This is a genomic window from Phocaeicola sp. HCN-6420 (assembly GCF_037890145.1).
In the GTDB taxonomy this organism is placed as follows: Bacteria; Bacteroidota; Bacteroidia; order Bacteroidales; family Bacteroidaceae; genus Phocaeicola.
Genome location: NZ_JBBKBJ010000043.1, coordinates 1 through 15,053 on the forward strand (window position 1 = coordinate 1; position 15,053 = coordinate 15,053).

A 15,053-nucleotide genomic window follows, 5' to 3' on the forward strand; every position below is an offset into this window, starting at 1 on the left:
ATTTGAGCAGGTAATCCCTGAACTTCTCGCACAGTTCTACGGTAACGTCACCAAAGGTGCATTTGCCACCGACAAATTTCTCGAAGTGGTTGTAAACGCAATCCCATTTCTCATACTTTTCCCGTGCCTTAGTCCGGAAGTAGGCGAGGAAATCTACCTTTTGCTTGTTCTTATCCAGGAACCCGAATTCTTCATTGATAAGTGCCTGAACACGGATACAGCGTATTGCCTCTGCCTTGTTCAGCATATCCTGATTGAACATTCTTTGCTGCTCGTTCTTGGGCTTGGCATAGATGTAGATACCGAGGAATTCCCGGCGACTCATCTTCATCGTGTAAGGATTGCGGATGGCCGGATAATAATCCAGATAAAGAGATATGCGGTCGTTACGCAATGGCTTTTGTCTCAAAGTTACGTTGGTGCATGTAAGTGTCATAGCTATATTGTTTTTTGATTAATACTTGTTTTTGTTGCAAATAAAATAGGTGTTCTAATGGTGGTATTTATCACCGGAAAATAACTTTCGGCTCATTCTATTTTTGGAGGCTCAAAAAACTTGTCCAGCTCTGCTCGCAGGATCTTGGTATATTTACCGACCTTAATACGGGGAATATTATGGTATTTCACATAATGGTAGAGTTGATCCCGTGTCAGATTGAATCGCTCCATCGCTTCGGCAATAGTGTAGTATTTGGGCTCTTCGGGAGATATGAGACCTTTGGCAATATCCACATGCTTTTTGGAGTAGTACACCATAACGCCGACTTTCTTTTTGGGAATGGCATTCTTGGATACAAAAGAATAGATGGCCGTTAGTGTCATGCCGAACTTCTCCTGCATGTCTTGCGTGCTGTACCATTCCTTGATCTCAGGATCGGGAGCTTTCTTTGCAAAGTAGTCATCAATATGCTTTTTGCTCCAATAGGTTTTACCACAGTGAAAGGTTCGTGGAATATTATGTTCCTTAGCGATATGAAATATCCAAGAATCCTTTACGCCATACTTTTCCTTAACTTCAGCTGTGGTGTAGAAGTCGGTGATGCTCTGCTTGGCTCTTGGTAGATGTTTTTTATAAGGAGAAGCATTATCAAACAGAGCCTCGATGTCTCGTTTCCTGATAATAGTCTTTCTCTTTAACTGAACCGATTTTATCAGGTTAGTTTCTAGATACCTATAAAAGGTAGCCCTGCTGATACCGATATACTTTGCAGCTTCGCTTGGGGTGAAGAAATCCTTGTCAATGCAATCTTCTTTTTCGATTTGCTGATTGACCATTGTTTGGAATTCGCTAACACGCTTTTGCCTTGTTTTTTCTTTGTAGGCAAGGTTAGCACAACGACGCGAACAGCATCGTGTCGAGATTTTGTGGGCAATAAATAATTTGCCACACCACTCACATTTTTTCTGAATGTTGATGTTACTAGCCATTTCATTTATCTTTTTATTTCGCTAAAACTGTATCTCTGCGTATCACTGTGTCTCACAGCGTCTCATTTCTCCACGACCTTGCCAACGATAATCCTCAGATTTTCGTGGTGAGGTACACAGGAGGTACAAAAAATGGCGTAAAAAGGCTTAGCAACGATTATCAACGATACTTGAGCAACAAAAAAGGCGCCCGTAAAGAGCGCCATATTAATCGATTATAATCAATTTAACTATTTGATAATCAGATATTTACTTGCCGATGCAGAAATGCTTGAATATATTCCCCAGCACCTCATCGTTAGTGATTTCCCCGCCCACGATCTCAGCCAGGTGGAAGAGACATTCACGTAAATCCTGGCTCACCAGATCACCGGAAAGATGCATAGCCAGACCGTCTTGTACCCGATGAATAGATTCCAGTGCACGGTTCAACGCCTCGTAGTGACGGATATTGCTTACCACCACATCATTTTGTGAAAGGTCAGGTAAGGCTGCAAAATCTACCAATTGCTTCTGAAGTTGAGAAATACCCTCTTTTTGTTTAGCAGAAAGAGAAATGACATAAGTATTTTCGGGCAGGTTTGGAAACATAGGATGGGCAGAGGAAGTCGACTCCAGACTCGTAACGTTGGGAGTACCAGCTTCCCGACTGGCTATATTCTGATTCATCGAATCATTGCTTTCAGAAGAATAAGCGTTACCCGAAGGCAGGAGATCCGATTTATTTAAAACGATAACCAGATGCTTGCCCTCACATCGGGGAAGAATCTTTTCAGCCAGTTCACGATATTGTTCCTCAGCACAAGTAGCATCGATTACCCAAAGCACAATGTTTGCCTGATCCAGTTTCTGAAAACTGCGTTCGATACCCAAGTTTTCGATGGTATCAGTCGTGTCACGGATTCCGGCTGTATCGATAAAGCGGAAGGTGACACCGCCTAAATTCATCGCATCTTCGATGACATCGCGTGTCGTGCCGTGGATATCACTTACGATAGCTCGTTCTTCATTTAGTAACGCATTCAGCAAAGTCGATTTACCCGCATTGGTTTCTCCCACGATGGCAACTGGCACACCGTTCTTCAATGCGTTGCCGACACTGAAGGTGTCGACCAGATGACTGATGACTTGTTCTATCTGACGGGCTATTTCTTCCAGTTCCGAACGGTCGGCAAACTCCAGTTCTTCGTGGTCACTGAAATCCAGTTCCAGCTCCATGAGGGAAGTCAGGTGAAGCAGCTTTTCTCTCAAGGCAGACAGTTCGCGACTGAATCCGCCGCGCATCTGGTTCATGGCCATGCGGTGTGTGGCGGCAGAAGTTGAGGCAATCAGGTCGGCTACGGCTTCTGCCTGACTCAAGTCCATCTTGCCGTTCAGAAAAGCACGCTGGGTATATTCACCCGGTCCGGCTGCGCGACATCCATTCTTAATAAGGAGTTGCATGACCTGTTGCAGGATGTAGGACGAGCCATGGCAGGATATCTCTACAGAGTCTTCACCGGTATAAGAATGAGGGGCACGGAAAAGGCTGACCAGTACTTCGTCTATCACTTCACCCTCGGGAGAGAGAATGTGTCCGAATGTCAGCGTATACGGCTTACGTTCTGCCAGTGGCTTGCCCGAGGCAGGAGTAAAAATTCGGTCGGTGATGGCAATAGCCTGAGTTCCCGAAACACGGATCGTGCCGATGGCTCCGCCTTGAGCGGTAGCAATGGCACAAATAGTATCTTCTGTTTGTTGTATATTCACGATATATTCTTGCTTTTTAAATCGCACAAAGATACGGCTTTTTCGGCTTATTTCCGGAAAAGTTTGGACAATATTATTGTGGGGAGTAAAGCTCCCGGATGAGGAGGCCGACTACTTTTTCGAGATAAATTCGGTCGGTTTCATCAAATGTATTCAGCTGGTCGCTGTCGATGTCGAGCACACCTTTCACTTCTCCGTTGACGATTATCGGGACAACGATTTCCGAACGGGAGAGGGAACTGCATGCTATATGTCCCGGAAACTGGTCTACGTCGGGTACGACCTGCGTCTGTGCTTCCGACCAGGCGGTACCGCATACCCCACGTCCTTTTTTGATACGATAGCAGGCTACACTTCCCTGAAACGGTCCCAGATGAAGTTCGCCGTTGTGTACCAGATAAAAGCCTACCCAGAAAAAGTCAAATGCTTCTTTCAAAGCGGCACAGGCATTGGCCAGTACACTGATTTCGTTCTTTTCTCCTTCTATGAGTGGAGCGAATTGTGTAAGAAATGTTTGATAACGTTCTGCTTTGTTTAGTTTATTGTCTTGTTTGAAACTTGCTTCCATAAAAGTGATAATATTCGTTTGAATGTTGCGGGGGTAGACAAGCTGTCCTTGTATAAGCATTAGAGTCTGATATTTTACGGCTATCCCTCTTTTTTAATGATAGATTTTGTTTTCAGAAGTAACGTCTTTTACTGATTTTTCCGGTTAGAGCGAGAAAGTTTTCTTCTGTGTTATTTCTTTATTTATGGGGATGGTCGTTGTACCGCATTCGAATAAATCAGGCGATAGCTGAAGTTATTTCTGAACGATTGCCTGACAGTATATCATCGGACTCTTGATTTGAATCTCCCGAAACGATTAATTGACGATACCTGAAGCCGTTCTTCCTGCAAGAAGATGGAAACGGTTTCAGGTATTTTGCTATGTGCTGATAACGATCAGATACGCTCCAGCACGATTTTTATCAGATCGTCTATCTGATTCTTGTAGCCTGTATTGGCTTCTTGGGCTACGCGGTTGGCTATCACCATGCACACTGTAGTAGCCTTGTGTCCTTGCAGACGTGCCAGACCTGCCAGTGCCGAACTTTCCATTTCGAAGTTCGTGATGCGATGTCCCTGATATTCGAAGCTTTCTATCTTTTCATTCTGATGAGGGTCGGCAAGTGGAATACGGAGCTGTCTGCCCTGAGGACCAAAGAATCCGCCGCAGGCCACTGTGACACCTCGTATCATGTCTGTTCCGGCAATACGTTCTACCAGTTCTTTGTTGGCATGGATGACGTAAGGTGCCGGTGCGCACATATTACCGCTCCATCCCAGATGATTCAGAAGAGCACGTTCCATCGGTAAGTCGCATACTGCATTTCTGCCTGCATAAAAGTTCAAGAGTCCGTCGAATCCTACCGATACTTCAGAACAGATGAAGGTTCCTACAGGCGTATAAGGCTGTAAGCCACCGCAAGTTCCGATTCGTACCAGTTCCAGTTGGCGGAAAGTATCTTTCTCTTCACGTGTCTGAAAATCGATGTTTGCCAGCGCATCGAGTTCGTTCATCACAATGTCTATATTGTCACAACCAATTCCGGTAGAGGTAACTGTAATTCGTTTTCCCTTATATACACCGGTTACGGTATGAAATTCACGGCTTTCTACTTCACATTCTCTGCTCTCGAAGTGAGATGCGACAAGCGCCACTCGTCCGGGATCGCCTACGAGAATCACCTTGTCTGCCAGATGTTCCGGTTTCACATGGAGGTGAAATACAGAGCCATCTTCGTTTATAATTAATTCTGAGGGTGGAAAATACTTTTTCATAAGAGTTTTATTTAGTCTGTTGAAATTCTTGATGGGGCTGCCGAGGCTTTATTTGCCGATAGGCTCGTGTCCAGCTGGATTCGCATCAGGACGGGCAATGCTGCTTCGCATATCGGTATCAGCCTGGATGTTTTTCATCCGGTAATAATCCATGATACCCAGATTGCCGTTGCGGAAAGCCTCGGCCATTGCCTTCGGGACTTCTGCTTCAGCTTGTATAACATTGGCGCGGGCTTCTTCAGCTTTTGCTTTCATTTCCTGTTCCAGAGCTACTGCCATGGCGCGGCGTTCCTCTGCTTTTGCCTGAGCGATGTTTTTGTCTGCGTTTGCCTGGTCTATTTGCAGGGAAGCTCCGATATTACGGCCTATGTCGATATCGGCAATATCGATGGACAGAATTTCGAAAGCTGTACCTGCATCCAGTCCCTTACGCAGTACCAGCTTGGATATGGAGTCGGGGTTTTCGAGTACCGACTTGTGGTTTTCAGACGAGCCGATGGACGAAACGATACCTTCGCCTACACGTGCCAGAACGGTATCTTCGCCGGCTCCACCTACCAGTTGGCGGATGTTGGCGCGTACGGTCACACGTGCCTTGGCAATGAGCTGGATACCGTCTTTGGCTACGGCTGTTACGGGGGGCGTATCGATGACTTTCGGATTGACGGACATCTGTACGGCTTCGAACACGTCACGTCCTGCAAGATCTATTCCTGTTGCCATTTGAAACGAAAGATCGATATTGGCTTTCGAAGCCGACACCAGTGCGTGCACCACCTTTTCTACATGTCCGCCTGCCATATAATGGGCTTCCAGTTCATCGCGGGTAATGGTACTCAGTCCTGCCTTGTGGGCTTCTATCATAGCCGGTACGATCACATAGGGCGGAACGTTGCGGATTCGCATCAGAAAAAGCTGGACGAGCGAGATACGTACACCCGAAACCTTGGCAGAAAGCCAGAGAAAGAAGGGCACGTAATGGAAGAAGACTGCCAATAAAATGACGCCTCCAATGGCCAGGATGAACGGGAGATAATAGGAATCAATCATAATTCAAATGGTATTTAAGGTTAAAGATTACTGCTGGTTGCAGCGTACTACGTACACTGTGCTGTTGTCTATGCGGACCACACGTACGGGAGTACGTTCTTCGATAAATCCGTCGGCAGACTGTACTTCGACAATGTGTCCGTTTATTTCTGCGTTTCCTATCAGGGTAAGGCGGGTCAGTGACGTACCTGTGTTGCCTACCTGAATGTTTGTTCCTTTCAGTGGCTGGGGTTTGTAGTCGAGTGTCTTTTTGAGGGACAAACGGTCTACGGTTTTGGAGCGCATGAACCAGATGGTAACACCAATTATTCCGGCAACTACAATAGCCAGTGTAATGAATCCTGTCTGCGTATCCACATTGTGGAATGCGTAGTAAATGGCATAGAGCAGGCTGATTCCTGAGGCAATACCTGCAAGGGTAATGCCCGGAACAAGGAACACTTCTACTGCAAAGAGCAGCAGACCTGCTACTATAAGTGCTATGATAATCAGTATTTCCATGTTGTTAGTTAGGGTTAGGTTGTACTAATTTTACTGTTTCAATGCCTTCAGCTCGGTATTGCGTACGGAGAGAGTCAGCTCTTCCAGTTCACGACGCAGTTCGTTGGTCCGTTTTTCTTTATCAAGTATACCGGGAGCAAGTTTCTCTTTTCCCGCCTTGTTACTTTGCTGATATGCTTTGCGCAGATTCTCTAACGATTCTTCCATCGATGCAAGGTCCTTCTCTTTTTGCATAAGAGAAGCATACAACTGGCGTGCTTCTTTGGAACGGAAGTCGGACAATGTATGGTAAACAGCATTATCATCTACTATAAACTGGAAATCTCCTTTTTTCTTTTCCGTATTGTTGCCGTACATTACTTGTGCCAAATGCTGTCTGGCAATACGGACTTTGTCGACATCACTCCACGTCTTCTTTATTTCCTTCAGACAGGCTGCGTCAATAATGGCTTGTGGGTCTGTATTTTCGTAGTCGTATACCTGTTTGCTTTCGTTGGGGACGAATACATAAATGCAAACTTTTCCTTCCGGCTGATAACGGTCGGAGGCAAACCATCCCAAGTCGTTCAGGTCGTCCAAGGCGTACATATAGTCATTGTATGGAGAATTGAACGGCATGCCGATATTGTCCGGGCGGAGATAGGTGTTGTCGTCAGAGTCGTATCGGGTAACAAAAATATCATATCCGCCCATGCTTTCACTTCCTTGTGCTCCAAAGTAAAGTGTAATACCGTCGGAAGCCATGAAAGGATAGTTCTGGTTGTGCCCGCTTTCGTTCAGCCCTTCCAGAAGCTTAGCATCTTCCCATTTGTCTATCAGTTTGATGCGTGAATACAAATGAGTTTCTCCATCGCCGGATGCTTGGGTAAAAATCATTTTATCTCCCAGTTCGTTGATGAAGGAAGTTCCCGATCCGTCTTCGCTCATGGAAATCGTTCCCGATTCTTTGCTCAGCTTATAGGCAGACAAGAAGTCGTTTTTATCTACCACGAAACTGTCTATCACAGCTACGTTTTCTGTACCACGCAGCATGCGTGCACCCTGAAGGCAGCGGTCGAGTTCCTTTTCGGCTTCGGAAGTGTCGCGTTTTTTCTTTTCCAGCCATTCTATATGCTCTTCGATGTTTTCTGTAGCTTCATCGAAACGGTACATGGAATAATATAATTTTCCCAGGTATAAGTAAGCGTTTATTACTTTTCTGGCAGCACTTTTTTCCAGATAAGGCTGGGCTTCTTTCAGGTCGCCGGTTTCGTAGCAGCATGCTCCGTACCAGAAATTATAATTGGCGTTCGACGGGGCTTGCTTTACGAGCTTCTGGAATACGGGTTTTGCTTCGGCGAATTTTCCTTCTTCGAACCATTGTTTGGCTTGGGTAAGCGATTGTGCAGAAGCGCTTCCCATGCAGCATAAACCGATAAGTGCTAGTGTATATTTCTTGTTCATGATATTTTTCGTGTTGTTTTCAAAATGTCATTTTCAAAAATACGAAGTTTCTTCGAAATTTTGTCTATTTCGGTATTCTATTTTTCAAAATCTTTCGGGAATCGTTCTTTTCGTGTAATTTTATCCCCGTTTTTAGGTTTACATAAGTGTATGGGAAAATTGACAGAAGAAGATAAGCTGATGCGACGCATCGAGAAACGTTTTAATAAAGGTGTTGTGCAGTATGGACTGATAGAGGATGGCGACAAGATACTGGTAGGCCTGTCGGGAGGGAAAGACTCGCTGGCTTTGCTGGAGCTGCTTGCGCGCCGTTCGCGTATATACAAGCCTCGTTTTTCGGTTGTTGCTGCACATGTTGTCATGACGAATATTGCTTACGAGTCGGATCTGGATTACTTGCGTGCGTACGCAGAAGAGCTGGGGGTTCCCTTTGTGCGCTATGAAACATCTTTCGATCCGTCGACAGATACCCGTAAGTCGCCGTGCTTCCTCTGTTCGTGGAACCGTCGGAAGGCGCTCTTTACGGTAGCAAAGGAGCAGGGGTGTAACAAGATAGCTTTGGGGCATCACATGGATGATATTCTGGAAACACTGCTGATGAACATGACGTTTCAGGGAGCATTCAGTACCATGCCTCCACGTCTGGTGATGCGGAAGTTTGATATGACCATAATCCGCCCGATGTGTCTGGTGCACGAAGCCGATCTGATAGAGATGGCGCAGGTCAGAGGTTATCGCAAGCAGATAAAAAACTGTCCGTATGAAAAGGATTCTCATCGTTCGGACATGAAGGAAGTGTTGCGTTTGCTGGAGCGTATGAACCCCGAAGCCCGTTATAGTTTATGGGGAAGCATGAATAATATTCAGGCAGACTTGCTTCCTGAATCAGTGGATGAATAAGTGTCCGGCAGGGCTTTTGCCGAAAATAGAAAAACTTGTGCTGGGGCTGTTCGGAAAAGTTCTGCACAGGGTTGGAAAATCGTTTCCTTCTTTTCCGCGTTTTTGTACAAAAAACAAAATGTTTTGTACAAAAACGCAGATAGTTTGTACAAAAAAAATCAAAATCTCTTGGTCTTTTGTTCATCGTTTCTTGAAGATTTTTTTTTGGGGATGGGGAGATTTTGTGTTTTTCCGACCGATAATTTATTGGATTTCTTGGAACATTTCGTTCTTCTTTTTTGTTGTTTCGGATAAAGACAGATAAAAACAATTGGTAGAACTGGCTTCTGTTCGTAGGATATGGGGCAGGAATAGCTGGTAGAACCTGATTCCGGACTGGCTCTTGTGGCTGGTTGCGGCCGAATCTGTATTGTTGCTAACCTTTTTGTTTGCAGGCATATCAAACGATAATAAGATGAAAAACAGCTTCTTTTATATTGCTTTCCTTTGTGTGATATCCGTTTTTTCCGGTTGTAGTGAGCAAGAACGGACCGGAAGTCTGGGTGAAACGGAATTGTATTTCAACGAACGTCTTTCTTCTATTTCCGTCGACGGAGATTCTGCTTTCTGGATAGGAAGTGAAGCTGGGGATATATGGTACATGAAGCAGCGTAAAATTCAGAGTTATAACATTGGGGCAGATCGCATTTATAAGGTTGCAACAGATTCAATACTGCCGGACGGGAGGATATGTTGGGTGGGTATTCGTAATTCGGGACTTCAGAAATGGAAACTGGGTCAGGATGAAACTTGCTTGATGGATAAGTATGCTATTCCCAATAAGGGCTGTAACTATTCGGTATACGATATGCTTCTTGCTGGAGCATCGCTTTATGTGGCAACGAGTCAGGGACTTTACGTCATGCCTCGTTCGGGAAAGGGAGAACTGAAGCTGGTTTATCCGTCGGACGATAGTGAAACAGCACGTTCTGGCAGGCCGTTTATTGTGAATAATATCCGGAGGTATGGACCGGAGTACTTGTTGTGTGCTACGCAGGAAGGGCTGCTCAAAATAAATCTGATAGATGGGAAAGTTGCATTGATGAACGCCGGAGAGCCGGTTTACAATGTTTCGGTATATGATAATAAAGTATATGTACTGGCTAAGAAAAAGTTGCTTGTAGAAGATGTGGCAGGCAGTGTGCTGTACGAAGTCGGGCTGAATTTTTCTCCCCGTATTTACTATAAGTTAGGCAACATTCATTATTTTTTCGCTGATAGCCATCTGTTTCTCAGCGATGACCTGAAGTCTTTCCTGTCGGTTCCATTAAGGCGTAAGGTTCCGCAGTTCTGCAACAATGTTGTTGCTACCGATAAGGTAAACGGTTTTACGGTGCTGATTACGGAAAACGCTTTGTGGAATATTCCGCTTCACCTCGGTATCTTTAATGCGAACGGGGAAATAGTAGCATCGTGTACTGAGGGTGATAATATGTATTACGTAAATTCGAAAAATGAATTGTACTGTCTGCGTACAGGCGATAGTGTGGCATTTAAAATATCGGATATTCCGGCTGATGAGGCTGTATCGGGGATGATGGCAGATGGGCGGTATTTGTATTACATCAGCAACAAGCAGGTGCTGAAGCGTATGACGGTAAAGCGGAAATACATCAGCAATGCATTGTTTGCTTCTTCACAGGTATTGTATCAGTCGCCTACGAAAATTACGGCTTTTTGCCTGAAAAAGGAGAAAGGAAGAAGTTGTATTTATCTGGGGATTCAGGACGATTTGGTACGGATAGGGGCCGATGGGAAAGCTGTGCTGGTGGATGCTTTGCACAATAAGTATATTACTTCTTTTTATCTATCTCCTCATTCCGACGATTTGTACATATCTACACTCAATGATGGGGTGTATTATGGAAAAGGTAATGCATATCAGCTTATTAAGGAGACGGAACAGAATACGTTTATTCGTGATATTTCGGTAACGGGAGGACATAAGCCCCTGCTGATGATTTTGACGAACCATCATTTGGTTTGCAGGGAATATAATGATTCTGTTCCGCTTAAAGGTTATAACAAGTTGCTGAAAGTAAATGATTCTTTGCTGTATGCGTTGCCTGAATCGGGACTGGTTAAATTTATTGTCGGGAAAGAAGGGATAAAGGAAGACGACAGATATTTTCATGACATACGGTTTAACCCGAAGGCTTCTTTCGTGGTCAATGATACTTTGTATCTGGGTTCCAACATCGGAGTAATGAAGTTGAGTGCATTTTCCGGCACTTCAACCCGGTGGATAGACATGGAGTCGTCGGTTCCGAGTCTTAAGATATGGTTGCTTGTTGTTTCTTTTGTTTTACTTGTCTTGCTGATTGTAGTAATGGAATATTTCAGGCGGAAGCGTAGCAAAAGGAATGCTGTAAAGACTCACCTCGATGATATAGGGGTCCGGCTGGATAGCCTGTCTGCCATGGCGTGCTTTACTGGTGAAAGTGACAGCAAGGAGGTTGACCGGTTGAAGGTTTTGTTCAGTGAAATATATGTCAATACTCCTGATGCATCGGGGCAGATCAGAGCATTGTCGGAGCAGATTATGAAAAAGAATCGTGATATTGCGCTGGGGCTTTCGAAATATTTGGAAAGGCAGATGCAGACAATCGGTGAGTACGATGCTTTTGAAAGGGCGGCACTGCTGGAGGAATCTCGTATGGCACTTGCTACGGATAATCTGGAAAGCATAGTGAAGCAGGTTGAGAAAAATGAAAAATGGATTCGGACAATTGCAGGACTGAAGGAGCGGATGGCTGTTTATTGGCGCGACATGGAGGAAACAGTGTGCATAGATAAAGTAAACGGATGTCTGTTTCGTGAGATTCATACGCTGACAGATAATGTCAGGATAAAGGATTTGGCTGCTTTGGAGTCTGATATAGCATGCCTTGATGAGTGCTATCATCATATTTTTACGGATGATGCGCTGGAGGTTGTAGGTGAGTATATCCTTTCAAAGCAGGAAGAACTTCGCTGTATGGAGCCGGATGGAGTGACTGATGCCTTGCTGGCGGAGCTGGAACACATAAAAGGGGAGATGCGGAAACTGGATCGCATTAAATTGTTGAAGATGCTGTATCCGGTGGATTGTCACGTGACACAGTTGCTCGTTAAGGAAAAGATTGCTTCGTTGATAAAGGAGTATGCATCCATCCGCAACAGGGTAGAAAGGGAAAATGAAGAACGAATTACTAAAAAATTTGGTACTGGACTGAATATGGAGATTGCGGAATGTACTCGGCAGGTAACGGTACATATAGAAAAACTGATTACGGCTTTCTATGAAAACATGGTGAAAACGGATAAAGGGATTTTGAATGATGTACTCGATTTCTCGAATTTCGGCAATCAGCCTGCCAGGGTACTGGCTTTGCTTGTTGCTTGTCCAAAGGTCAAACGTCTGTATATTCCCGGCATGTTGTGTGTTTATGGAAATTTGAATCCTGTTATCAGCCGGCTGGTAAATGGTAAATTGAAAACGAATCATGAGTTCTTGAGGGATTATGTTAAGGCTAATCCTACCAGTATGGCTTTTTATATCTTGCGTCTGATAGAATAGTTGAAGTTGTAGCTGTTGGCTGTGCTATAAGTGGGTTGAACTTGTGGCCGGCCTTTGTTAAAGAGTTGTATCGGGCTCTCTTGTGAGGGTGAGGTACAACTCTTTTTTTGTTTTTGAATGGTGTGTGGGCTGTTGTAATTCTTTGCAATAAAAAGATGTGTCTTTCTTGTTGAATTTCTTGAATGTGATAAGTGCTTTATTTATAGTTGTTTGCATAAAGTTGCATTGCGGTTTTCTGTGAAATAATCTTTTGCAACTTTTTGTCTGGCCCCGTTGGCATACATTTGCAGCATCGAAACCAAAAAATCTATAACCTTTTTAAAACTTTAAAGAATTATGATTAAAAGAAGTCTTTTTGTTGCTTGTTTATCTTTAGTAGCGGTTGCAGCTTTTTCTCAGGAGAAAATCAAAGATGTAAGAACCAATCCGGATCTTTATTTCCTGCGTGCAGATGAGGTGGCCAGCAGTTTGAACCTTCTTCCTGCACCGCCACAGCCGGGTTCTGTTTTGTTTATGAACGATGAGGCTCAGTATAAATGGGGAAAGTTGCAGAGAAATACTCCTCGTGGAGACCAGGCAGCAGAGGATGCTCGTGTAAATGGTGATGGAGTACCGAATGCTTTTTCAGAGGCTTTTGGCGTACGTATATCAGCAACTACTACCCCGGAGATTTATAAGCTGGTATTGGGTATGCGTGAAGATGCCGGCGATCTGGCTACTCGTGAGGCGAAAGAACATTACATGCGTGTACGTCCGTTTGCTTTTTACAATGAAATGACATGTAATCCGGAGCAACAGCAGGAATTGTCTACAAATGGTTCGTATCCTTCTGGCCATACGGCTATCGGATGGGCTACGGCGCTGGTGCTTGCAGAAATTAATGTGGACAGGCAAAATGAGATATTGAAGCGCGGATATGAAATGGGACAAAGTCGTGTGATTTGCGGCTATCATTTCCAGAGCGATGTGGATGCTGCGCGATTGGTGGCCAGTGCTGTTGTGGCTCGTCTGCACGCTAATGAGAATTTTATGAAGCAACTTGAAAAGGCAAAGAAGGAATTTGCTGAACTTGTAAGTAAGGGACAGGTAGTTAAAAGTGACTTCCGGAACTGATATTCCCAACCTTTGAATCCTTGAATCTTGATTATCACAAAACTAAACTAGACTTATTTTACCTTGTAAAATCCAACCTGTAAAACTAATAGATTAACTATAACTCGGTACTATGAAACGATTACTTTTATTAACTTTAGGCTTAACTATGATTTGTGGTGCGAAAGCACAGGAAGAAAAACTGGAAATAAAACCTTCTGGACGTATATTGCTGGATGGAGGCCTGTTTAAAGCAAATGAACAGGATGATAAATTTAATGATGGATTTGCTATTCCCGACATGCGAGTGGGATTCAGTGCTTCGTATGGGGCCTGGAAAGCTAAGGTGGATATGGGATATGCGTATGGAAAGGTTAACATGAAGGATGTGTTCATTCAGTATAACTTTGACAAGGATGCTGGCGATTTCTTGCGTGCCGGATATTTTATTCATCAGTTTGGCTTGCAGAGTGCAACGAGCTCTTCTTTTAAAATTTCAATGGAGGAACCGGCAAGTAACCAGGCTTTTAATAATCCTCGTATGATTGGGCTGATGTATCAGCATACAAGAAGTAAATTTCTGGGTACATTAAGTTTCTTTACAGAATCGGAAGCCATGAAGATGACTTCCGACAAGCTGGGAAATCAGGGAGTGGGTATGATGACTCGACTGGTTTATAAGCCGTTCTGCCAACCGGGAAAGATTTTCCATGTGGGACTTTCGGGGGCATTTGAAACTCCTCGCTATGATTCGGATAAAGAATTAAGCCATCATGCATATACCTTGTCGACTACTTTCCCTACACGAATTGCAAAAGTAGTGGCTCAAGAAGCCGTTATCGATGATGCAAAGATGTTGTATAAGTTTACTCCTGAACTGACGGCTGCTGTAGGACGTATCGGCTTGGAAACACAGTATTTTTATGTAAATGTGAATCGAAAGGATAAATCTGATTATAAGGCGAGTGGTGCGTATGGTACAATTCGTGCGTTGGTTAAAGGTAAAAATTATAAGTATTCCGATTTGGATGGGGGTATTGCTACTCCTGATCCGGGGGCTATGGAGGTTGTTCTTTCGTATAACTATACGGATATGTCTGACCATAAAGCTGAAATATTGGGCGGCAGATTGAATGACTGGTCGGCTACGTTCAACTATTATATCAATAAGTATATGATTTGGCGTGTTCGTGGTTCATACACAACTACAACAGACCGTACCAATACGCCGAATACCAAATTGGGACTTATTGAAACGCGTTTGCAAATCAAGTTCTGACGGGCAAGGAAGTGTGTTTTGAACTGATTGAAAACAGATGAACTTTAAAATATAATTGGTATGAGAAGTATAACGAATTTATCATTACTGGTATTCATGTTTGTGTGCCCATCGTTTGTGTGGGCACAAACCAAACGCTCTCCTGAATTTAAGGAAAAGTATACCTTAAAGGAAGTGGTTATATTGAGT

12 protein-coding genes are annotated in these 15,053 nt (G+C 44.1%); 4 read left to right on the forward strand and 8 right to left on the reverse strand.

Translation table 11 applies throughout. The features are described 5' to 3' along the window. From WKT12_RS15605 to WKT12_RS15640, 8 genes are all read right to left on the reverse strand, one after another. On the reverse strand, nucleotides 1-436 hold a 436-nt coding region (locus tag WKT12_RS15605), incomplete at its 3' end, for a phage integrase SAM-like domain-containing protein (protein WP_340320272.1). A 92-nt stretch (nucleotides 437-528) separates the two neighbouring features. Then, nucleotides 529-1,428 carry a helix-turn-helix domain-containing protein gene (locus WKT12_RS15610; protein ID WP_340320273.1) on the reverse strand — a complete coding sequence of 300 codons (900 nt, stop codon included), beginning with the start codon at nucleotides 1,426-1,428 and terminating at the stop codon, nucleotides 529-531. A 249-nt stretch (nucleotides 1,429-1,677) separates the two neighbouring features. Continuing rightward, nucleotides 1,678-3,177, reverse strand: coding sequence for a tRNA uridine-5-carboxymethylaminomethyl(34) synthesis GTPase MnmE (gene mnmE / locus WKT12_RS15615; RefSeq protein WP_340320274.1), 1,500 nt, complete (start codon nucleotides 3,175-3,177; stop codon nucleotides 1,678-1,680). A gap of 73 nt (nucleotides 3,178-3,250) precedes the next feature. Next, nucleotides 3,251-3,745, reverse strand: coding sequence for a GAF domain-containing protein (locus WKT12_RS15620; RefSeq protein WP_340320275.1), 495 nt, complete (start codon nucleotides 3,743-3,745; stop codon nucleotides 3,251-3,253). 377 nt (nucleotides 3,746-4,122) lie between these two features. Then, nucleotides 4,123-5,001, reverse strand: a complete 879-nt coding sequence (locus WKT12_RS15625) for a nucleoside phosphorylase (protein WP_021971429.1) — start codon at nucleotides 4,999-5,001, stop codon at nucleotides 4,123-4,125. 48 nt (nucleotides 5,002-5,049) lie between these two features. Further along, complete coding sequence (gene floA / locus WKT12_RS15630; RefSeq protein ID WP_021971430.1) at nucleotides 5,050-6,051, reverse strand: flotillin-like protein FloA; 1,002 nt, start codon at nucleotides 6,049-6,051, stop codon at nucleotides 5,050-5,052. Between the two features lie 27 nt (nucleotides 6,052-6,078). Then, nucleotides 6,079-6,552, reverse strand: coding sequence for an NfeD family protein (locus tag WKT12_RS15635; RefSeq protein ID WP_021971431.1), 474 nt, complete (start codon nucleotides 6,550-6,552; stop codon nucleotides 6,079-6,081). A 30-nt stretch (nucleotides 6,553-6,582) separates the two neighbouring features. Next, nucleotides 6,583-7,995, reverse strand: a complete 1,413-nt coding sequence (locus WKT12_RS15640) for a tetratricopeptide repeat protein (RefSeq protein WP_340320276.1) — start codon at nucleotides 7,993-7,995, stop codon at nucleotides 6,583-6,585. Nucleotides 7,996-8,145: 150 nt separating this feature from the next. Between WKT12_RS15640 and WKT12_RS15645 the strand changes: the two genes are divergently transcribed. The 4 genes from WKT12_RS15645 (at nucleotide 8,146) to WKT12_RS15660 (ending at nucleotide 14,864) form a co-directional block, all read left to right on the forward strand. Next, nucleotides 8,146-8,895: an ATP-binding protein gene (locus tag WKT12_RS15645; protein ID WP_340320277.1), complete on the forward strand. Its 750-nt coding sequence runs from the start codon at nucleotides 8,146-8,148 to the stop codon at nucleotides 8,893-8,895. A 454-nt stretch (nucleotides 8,896-9,349) separates the two neighbouring features. Then, complete coding sequence (locus tag WKT12_RS15650) at nucleotides 9,350-12,493, forward strand: hypothetical protein (protein WP_340320278.1); 3,144 nt, start codon at nucleotides 9,350-9,352, stop codon at nucleotides 12,491-12,493. A gap of 336 nt (nucleotides 12,494-12,829) precedes the next feature. Then, nucleotides 12,830-13,606: an acid phosphatase gene (locus WKT12_RS15655; protein WP_021971435.1), complete on the forward strand. Its 777-nt coding sequence runs from the start codon at nucleotides 12,830-12,832 to the stop codon at nucleotides 13,604-13,606. A gap of 112 nt (nucleotides 13,607-13,718) precedes the next feature. After that, a complete protein-coding gene (locus WKT12_RS15660; RefSeq protein ID WP_340320279.1) occupies nucleotides 13,719-14,864 on the forward strand; it encodes a porin in 1,146 nt (381 codons plus the stop codon). The last annotated feature ends 189 nt before the right edge of the window (nucleotides 14,865-15,053 follow it).

What these genes read in the sequence shown, in the direction of transcription:
- WKT12_RS15620 (WP_340320275.1), bottom strand. Translation starts at nt 3,745, where the DNA reads ATGGAAGCAAGTTTCAAACAAGACAATAAACTAAACAAAGCAGAACGT.
- WKT12_RS15650 (WP_340320278.1), top strand. Translation starts at nt 9,350, where the DNA reads ATGAAAAACAGCTTCTTTTATATTGCTTTCCTTTGTGTGATATCCGTT.
- floA (WP_021971430.1), bottom strand. Translation starts at nt 6,051, where the DNA reads ATGATTGATTCCTATTATCTCCCGTTCATCCTGGCCATTGGAGGCGTC.
- WKT12_RS15645 (WP_340320277.1), top strand. Translation starts at nt 8,146, where the DNA reads ATGGGAAAATTGACAGAAGAAGATAAGCTGATGCGACGCATCGAGAAA.
- WKT12_RS15660 (WP_340320279.1), top strand. Translation starts at nt 13,719, where the DNA reads ATGAAACGATTACTTTTATTAACTTTAGGCTTAACTATGATTTGTGGT.
- WKT12_RS15655 (WP_021971435.1), top strand. Translation starts at nt 12,830, where the DNA reads ATGATTAAAAGAAGTCTTTTTGTTGCTTGTTTATCTTTAGTAGCGGTT.
- WKT12_RS15640 (WP_340320276.1), bottom strand. Translation starts at nt 7,995, where the DNA reads ATGAACAAGAAATATACACTAGCACTTATCGGTTTATGCTGCATGGGA.
- WKT12_RS15610 (WP_340320273.1), bottom strand. Translation starts at nt 1,428, where the DNA reads ATGGCTAGTAACATCAACATTCAGAAAAAATGTGAGTGGTGTGGCAAA.
- WKT12_RS15635 (WP_021971431.1), bottom strand. Translation starts at nt 6,552, where the DNA reads ATGGAAATACTGATTATCATAGCACTTATAGTAGCAGGTCTGCTGCTC.
- WKT12_RS15625 (WP_021971429.1), bottom strand. Translation starts at nt 5,001, where the DNA reads ATGAAAAAGTATTTTCCACCCTCAGAATTAATTATAAACGAAGATGGC.